This window comes from Burkholderia sp. Ax-1720 (assembly GCF_011753035.1).
GTDB lineage: Bacteria > Pseudomonadota > Gammaproteobacteria > Burkholderiales > Burkholderiaceae > Burkholderia > Burkholderia gladioli.
On sequence record NZ_VWWK01000281.1, the window covers coordinates 1 to 5,917 of the forward strand.

5 protein-coding genes are annotated in these 5,917 nt (G+C 68.0%); 3 read left to right on the plus strand and 2 right to left on the minus strand.

Going from position 1 to position 5,917, the window contains the following annotated elements:
* Nucleotides 1-593, plus strand: a 593-nt coding sequence (locus tag F3J18_RS35155) for a phage tail tip lysozyme (protein WP_166916716.1), incomplete at its 5' end; no start/stop codon positions are given.
* Between the two features lie 109 nt (nt 594-702).
* Here the strand turns inward: F3J18_RS35155 and F3J18_RS35160 are convergent.
* Nucleotides 703-1,722 carry a response regulator transcription factor gene (locus F3J18_RS35160; RefSeq protein ID WP_240154852.1) on the minus strand — a complete coding sequence of 340 codons (1,020 nt, stop codon included), beginning with the start codon at nt 1,720-1,722 and terminating at the stop codon, nt 703-705.
* A gap of 474 nt (nt 1,723-2,196) precedes the next feature.
* The gene (locus F3J18_RS35165) at nt 2,197-2,841 is read right to left on the minus strand and encodes a DUF3455 domain-containing protein (protein ID WP_166916718.1); all 645 of its coding nucleotides are present in this window, start codon (nt 2,839-2,841) and stop codon (nt 2,197-2,199) included.
* A gap of 294 nt (nt 2,842-3,135) precedes the next feature.
* Between F3J18_RS35165 and F3J18_RS35170 the strand changes: the two genes are divergently transcribed.
* Nucleotides 3,136-4,203, plus strand: coding sequence for a hypothetical protein (locus F3J18_RS35170; RefSeq protein ID WP_166916720.1), 1,068 nt, complete (start codon nt 3,136-3,138; stop codon nt 4,201-4,203).
* Nucleotides 4,204-4,311: 108 nt separating this feature from the next.
* Nucleotides 4,312-5,917 (plus strand): type III effector HrpK domain-containing protein (locus F3J18_RS35175; protein ID WP_166916722.1); only part of this gene is annotated, 1,606 nt, incomplete at its 3' end.

A 5,917-nucleotide genomic window follows, 5' to 3' on the forward strand; every position in this document is an offset into this window, starting at 1 on the left:
TGGCAGGCGCGCCGGCCGCGGGTGCAGGGGCAGGGGCAGGGGCAGGCACGCCGGCCGCGTCGAGCGGTGACGGCAGCGGCACGCCGGTGCAGTCCTCGGCGGGCACCAACGGCCCCGGCTCGGGCACCGACGTCTCCAGCCTCGGCGGCGACAACGCCCACAAGATCGCGGCCTACCTGCAGGACAACCTCGGCCTGAACAAGACGGCGGTGGCCGGCGTGCTCGGCAACCTGCAGCAGGAAAGCGGCCTCACGCCGAACATCAACCAGGGCGGCCAGATCGGCGCGCCCTCGGCCAACAATGCCGACGACGACGGCCACGGCTACGGTCTCGCGCAATGGGGCGGCGTGCGCAAGGAAGGCCTCGAGCAGTTCGCGGCCTCGCAGGGCAAGTCGCCCCAGGACCTGGGCGTGCAGCTCGACTACCTCGCCAAGGAAGTGAAGGAGAAGCCGGGCCTGGTGGACGCGCTCAACAACGCGGGCTCGGCCGATGCGGCCGCCAGCGTCTGGTGCAAGCAGTTCGAGCTGGCCGCGGATCCGGAGATGCAGAACCGCGATCAGTACGCCCAGCAGTTCCTGAGCCAGGGGCTGTAGGCGCAAGCGTCCCGCCGCGCGCGGCGGGACCGCTCGGGCGCTTCGCGCGAGGCGCCCGAAAAAGAAATGGCCGGCATCGCGCCGGCCATGGGTCGTGCTGGATCGGCCGTCAGCCTTCGCCGCGCGAACCCGGCAGCGTCGGCATGCGGATCTGGTCCGAGGTGGCGCCGTCGTCGCGCACCGACTTCGCGATCATCGTCGCGCCGATGTGCCAGGGGTTGGCATACGAGGCCCAGGGCTGCGCCAGCGAGGCCGTGAGGCTGTGCCGGGCATGCACGGTGGCGCCGCCACCCGGCGCGACAACGTTTGCGCGGTCGGCTGGCAAGGGGGCCGCGTTCGGGCGTGATTGCGGCGCGCAGGCCGGCGCGAGCTCCGCCATGGCGCGCAGCGAGGCACCCGGCGAGGCTTCGAGCAGCGCCGACAGCTTGTCGTCCTGCATCTCTTCCTGGGCACTCGCCTCCAGCGCGCTGCCGTCGGTCTGCTCGATCCGGTAACCGTGCGCGTACATGGTGCGCAGCGCCACGCCCGATTCGCCGGTCAGCTCCAGCTTGCGGCGCAGCTTGTAGATATGCTGCTCGAGCCGCCGGCCGACGATGTCTTCCGTGCTGCCCCAGATCGCGCCGGCCAACTGGCGGCGCGTGACGTATTCGCCGGCTCGCGAGAACAGCAGCCAGGCGATCGCGAATTCGCGCGTGGTGACGCGCACGGTGCGCCCCGCGATTTGCACGGTGCTGGCCTGCTGGTCCAGCGTGTACGCGCCTAGCGTGACGCGCTGCTCGTCGCGCGGGGCCGGCTCGGCCTCCACGCGGCGCATGGCGCGAAACGCGCGCGCGGCGAGTTCGTTGCGATCGAACGGCGCGAGCACCACGTCGTCGGCGCCGGCGTCGAAGGCGCGCTCCAGGCTGTCGCGATCGGTAAACGTGCCGACCACCAGCAGGGGCGCCCGGCGGCCGCCATAGAAGGCGCGTCGCGCGAACACGGTGCGCGTGCCGTCGATGCCGGTGGCGGCATCGACCAGGATCACGCGGTAATCATCGCGATAAAGGCCACGCGCCAGGGCGACATCGTCGTCGAATTGAATGCATTCGACCGAGGCATCGAGAAAATGCTGGCGCAGTCGTTCGAACATGCTGACGTTGGGCGTTAATACGGCGAACTTCAACCTGACCTCCTCTCTACTTGTCCCGTCGTGAAATGAACCGGCAGGCTACTGGCACGGAGCGAAAGTACAGGCATCGAAAAACCAAGGATGTAACTTATTGTTAACCGCCGGAAAGAAATTGCCAGTTTTTGGGGCTTGCAGGCACATCTTTTTCGAATCATGGAATGTAATGTTTAGTTTTTCACCTAAACATAAACTTTCGATATGAAACTGTAAGCTTGGAGCGCCTGGGATCAGACAAGATCGTAAGGGGATCGTCAGATACCTAGAATCAGGTAAAAATCAGGCAACACCAGCTTCCTTTCCATTTGTAATGTTCGCTGATATTTGGTGAGTAATTCCCGGCAATCTTTTAAATGAAGCGCGCGAATACTTGTGCAGATGCAATAAAAAATCGCATATCTTAATGACGCGATTTAATCAAGAAATCAAAAAGATGTGCTAGCGCGCCGCGGCTGCCGGGCGGTAGACGAGATAGGTGGCGAAGTAGGGGACGTAGAGCTGGGTGCCTTCCAGGCGGCAACTGTCGCTGGCGGGGAGGCCGCCGCGCGTGTTGATCCGGATCACCGTGCTGACGCGCGTCATGCGGCCGTCGCGGCCGCCGCGCGCGCGGGTGCTCGCGTCGATCGTGTAGCGGACCCAGGGCAGGGCGCTGGCGTCGACGATGGTGGCCGCCTCGGTCTTGCCGACCGCGAAGCTGCCGTCGTGGGCGAGGAAGTAGCGGCCCGGCGTGACCGCGCCGACGCTGCGCCCGCGCGCATCGATGAGGATGGCCTCGGGCCCGTAGGGCTGCCAGCGCAAGGCCTGGCCCACGCTCGCGCCGGGTGCGTCGGTGGCCTGCGCCGGCACGCGATGGCAGCGGTAGACCTGGTCGCCCGCCGCCGTCAGCGTTTCCTGCCAGGCCTCGGCATGCGCGCCGCGCAGCGAGTCGGGCACCGCCGCGTCGGGCGGACCCGGCGGGCGCGTCGCGCAACCGGCGAGCAGCGCGAACGCGAGGCCCAGCCCCAGCCCCCGCCCGAACGAAACCCGGCCTGCATGCGATGCGCGATGCGCACCACGACGATCGACGAACGAAAACACGTGCATGGCCGCGCCACGGAGAGTCGGTAAACCCATATCAGACAGGAAGCGCGCCACCGCCGCGTACCGCGATACGAAGCCGTGCGCGACGAGGCGCAGCGACTCGCCCCTGCCTTCGCGGGCCGCCGAGGCCCGGCTTGCATGCGCTTCGCATTTCCGGCAGGGGGTTCGGATCGACGAAGTTTCGATATGCAGCGGTTGACTAGTATTGGCAACGGCATAGCGCCTCCTATGAACAGGCGGCGTGTGACGTGACACCTTGAACGTCGTACTCGGTACCCATTCATAGGAGGCCAAACCATGAATTTCTCAGGCGGAATCAGCCTGCCGAACACTGCCTCGTCGCTGCTGGGCGGTGCGAGCCTGTCGAGCCTCACCTCGCAGGTCGCGCAACTGAAGCAGCAGGTCGACCAGCAGGTCAGCATGCTGGCCGGCTCGGTCATGCAGCAACTGATCGGCCAGATCCAGCAGAGCCTGGCGCAGGCGCAGCAACTCGCGCAGCAACTCGGCGGCGGCCAGTCCGGCGCGGGCGGCCTGCCCGGTGCCGGCGGCGATGCCGGCGGTGCCGGTGACGTGGGCGGCGACGGCGCGCTGGGCGGCATCGGCGGCGCGGGCGTCGGCGGCGCGGTGGACAGCACCGGCATGACGCCGCAATCCGCGGCGGGTGCCCTGAGCTCCTACATGTCGCAGAACGGCGTCGACCCGATCACGCCGAACCAGCTCTACCAACTGGCGCAGAACCCGCCGGCCGGCACGCCGCCGGATGTCTCTAAGGCCGCGCAGTTCATGCTGCAGAATCCGGACGTGTTCAAGGCGATCGAGACGCACGACGTGCCGGGCGCCGACGGCAAGGCCGGCATCGGCGACATGCAGTGGGCCGCGCAGGGCGGCGCCGACGGCACGCAGGGCTCGCAGGCGCCGACCATGTCGGACGGCTCGCCGGTCACCATGCAGTCGGCCGCGGGCGCGATCGCGGCCTACGGCCAGCAGAACGGCGTCGGCACCACCGATCCGAACTCGCTCTACCAACTGGCGATGAACCCGCCGGCCGGCACGCCGCCGGACGTGCAGAGCGCCGCCAAGTTCATGCTGCAGAACCCGAGCGCCTACCAGGCCATCGAGACGGCCGACGTGAAGGGCGCCGACGGCCTGTCGTCGATGGCCAACTTCCAGAAGGCCGCGCAGGGCGGCATCGCCGATCCGACGGCCGGCGCCTCGCCCACCGCCACGGCTTCCGATTCGTCCTTCATCGGCGGTTTCTCCCCGCAGATCATGATGAGCATGATGGGGATGGGCGGCATGGGAGGGATGGGCGGCATGGGTAGCCTGCAGATGCCGAAGCAGCAGGACGACGACGACAACGCGTGATGGCGGCGGCCCGTTCCTCGCGGAACGGGCCGTTTTGTCATTCGCGTTCGCGTGGGGCCGCCCGGTGCCGCCCCGCGTTTTCCATTCCAATTCAATTAGCCGCGTGCCATGACATCCCTCAATCCGCTTTCGTATTCCCAGACCATGAACGTGCCGACCACGGACCTCAGCGGTTCGTCCGGCGGCGGGATACAGGACGCGCTCCAGATGATGGAGCAGCTCAACCAGCAATTGCAGGCGATGGTGCGCAACCTGGCATCGGCGGCACAGCAGCAGAGCGGCGGCGATGACGGTGGCGACGCGGCGCCGGCCGGCGGCTCGCAGATGCCGCAGATGGACCCGTCCTCGCTGGCGCAGGATCCCTCGATGAGCGGCGCGGGCACGCTCGGCGGCGCCGCGGGTGCGGCAGGTGCCTCGGGCGCGGCCACCGACGACGGCAAGTACGCCGCGCTCGACCAGTACAGCCAGAGCAACGACCAGTCCGACCTCGCGAAGTGGTCGGACCTGGCCTCGCCGGACCAGGGCGTGTCGCTCGAGCGTCCGCTGGCGGCCATGCAGATCCTCAGCGGCAAGGCGGGCCCCGACGGCCAGCCGCCGACCGAGGCGCAGAAGGCCGCGGCGATGCAGTTCGTCAACGACAACCCCTCGCTGAAGACGGCGCTGCAGAACACCGGCGCGCTGAAGTCGGACGGCACGATCGACACCAAGAAGATGCAGGGCTTCATGGGCCAGGTCAGCACCAACCTCGACCAGGCCGATTCGGATATCAAGGACTACATGAAGAAGCATCCCGACGCGGATGCCGATTCGGTCAACGTGGAGCGCTCGGCCGGGCTGATGAAGGCCTACAACGCGATCGCGGGCGAATCCGAGGGCCACAAGTCCAACGGCAAGAACGGCAACAACTACACGCACGGCGGCAAGTCGGGCGGCGGCCTGACCACCCAGCAGCAGGTCGAGGACCTGCAGAAGAACTCGGGCTTCAGCTCGGCGCTGAAGTCGGCCGCGACGGCCTTCGGCTCGGACGGCGGCTTCGACGACCTGGACCGCAGCGGCGACGACAAGGCCACCAAGAAGCGCGACCAGATCTATTCGACCAAGAACCTCGACCACTTCCTCAGCGACGACGCGCCGACCACCCAGGCCGGCTCGCAGCAGTTCCTGCAGGACGCGAGCCTGCAGAACATCACCGGCAACACCGATATCAGCTCGCTGAACGGCGACATCATCCAGAACCCGCAGAACTACACGCCGCAGCAGAAGGCGGCGGTGATGGTGAAGTTGATGGAGACCCTGGTGGACGTGCAGGCCGGCGGCTCGGACAAGCTGCGCAACGTCGACAAGACGGTGGCGGCGCTGCAGCAGGACATCCAGAAGCTGGCCAGCGACCCGGCCACGGCGGCCTACCTGCAGCAGACGGTGCCGCCCGAGATGCAGAAGATGTCGGGCGAGTTCCAGGGCGGCGGCGGCGTGAGCCAGGCCGGCAGCGGCGCGGGCGATGCTGGCGGCGACGGCACGGGCGCGGTGGGCGGCGGCAATGGCGACCAGCAGGCCGGCAACACCATCGACGACGTGCATCGCGGCCTGAGCGACGCCAAGACGGTCACCCAGACGCTGGGCGACCTCGCCAAGGGCGAGGGCTTCATGGGCATCGGCGGCGACAGCGCGGCGGCCGAGGCGGCCGGCGCGGCCGCTACCGGCGGCGCCGAGGGCG

Bases quoted from the DNA above. Each gene is read 5' to 3' on its own strand.
- F3J18_RS35160 (WP_240154852.1), bottom strand. From the start codon at position 1,722: ATGTTCGAACGACTGCGCCAGCATTTTCTCGATGCCTCGGTCGAATGC.
- F3J18_RS35165 (WP_166916718.1), bottom strand. From the start codon at position 2,841: ATGCACGTGTTTTCGTTCGTCGATCGTCGTGGTGCGCATCGCGCATCG.
- F3J18_RS35170 (WP_166916720.1), top strand. From the start codon at position 3,136: ATGAATTTCTCAGGCGGAATCAGCCTGCCGAACACTGCCTCGTCGCTG.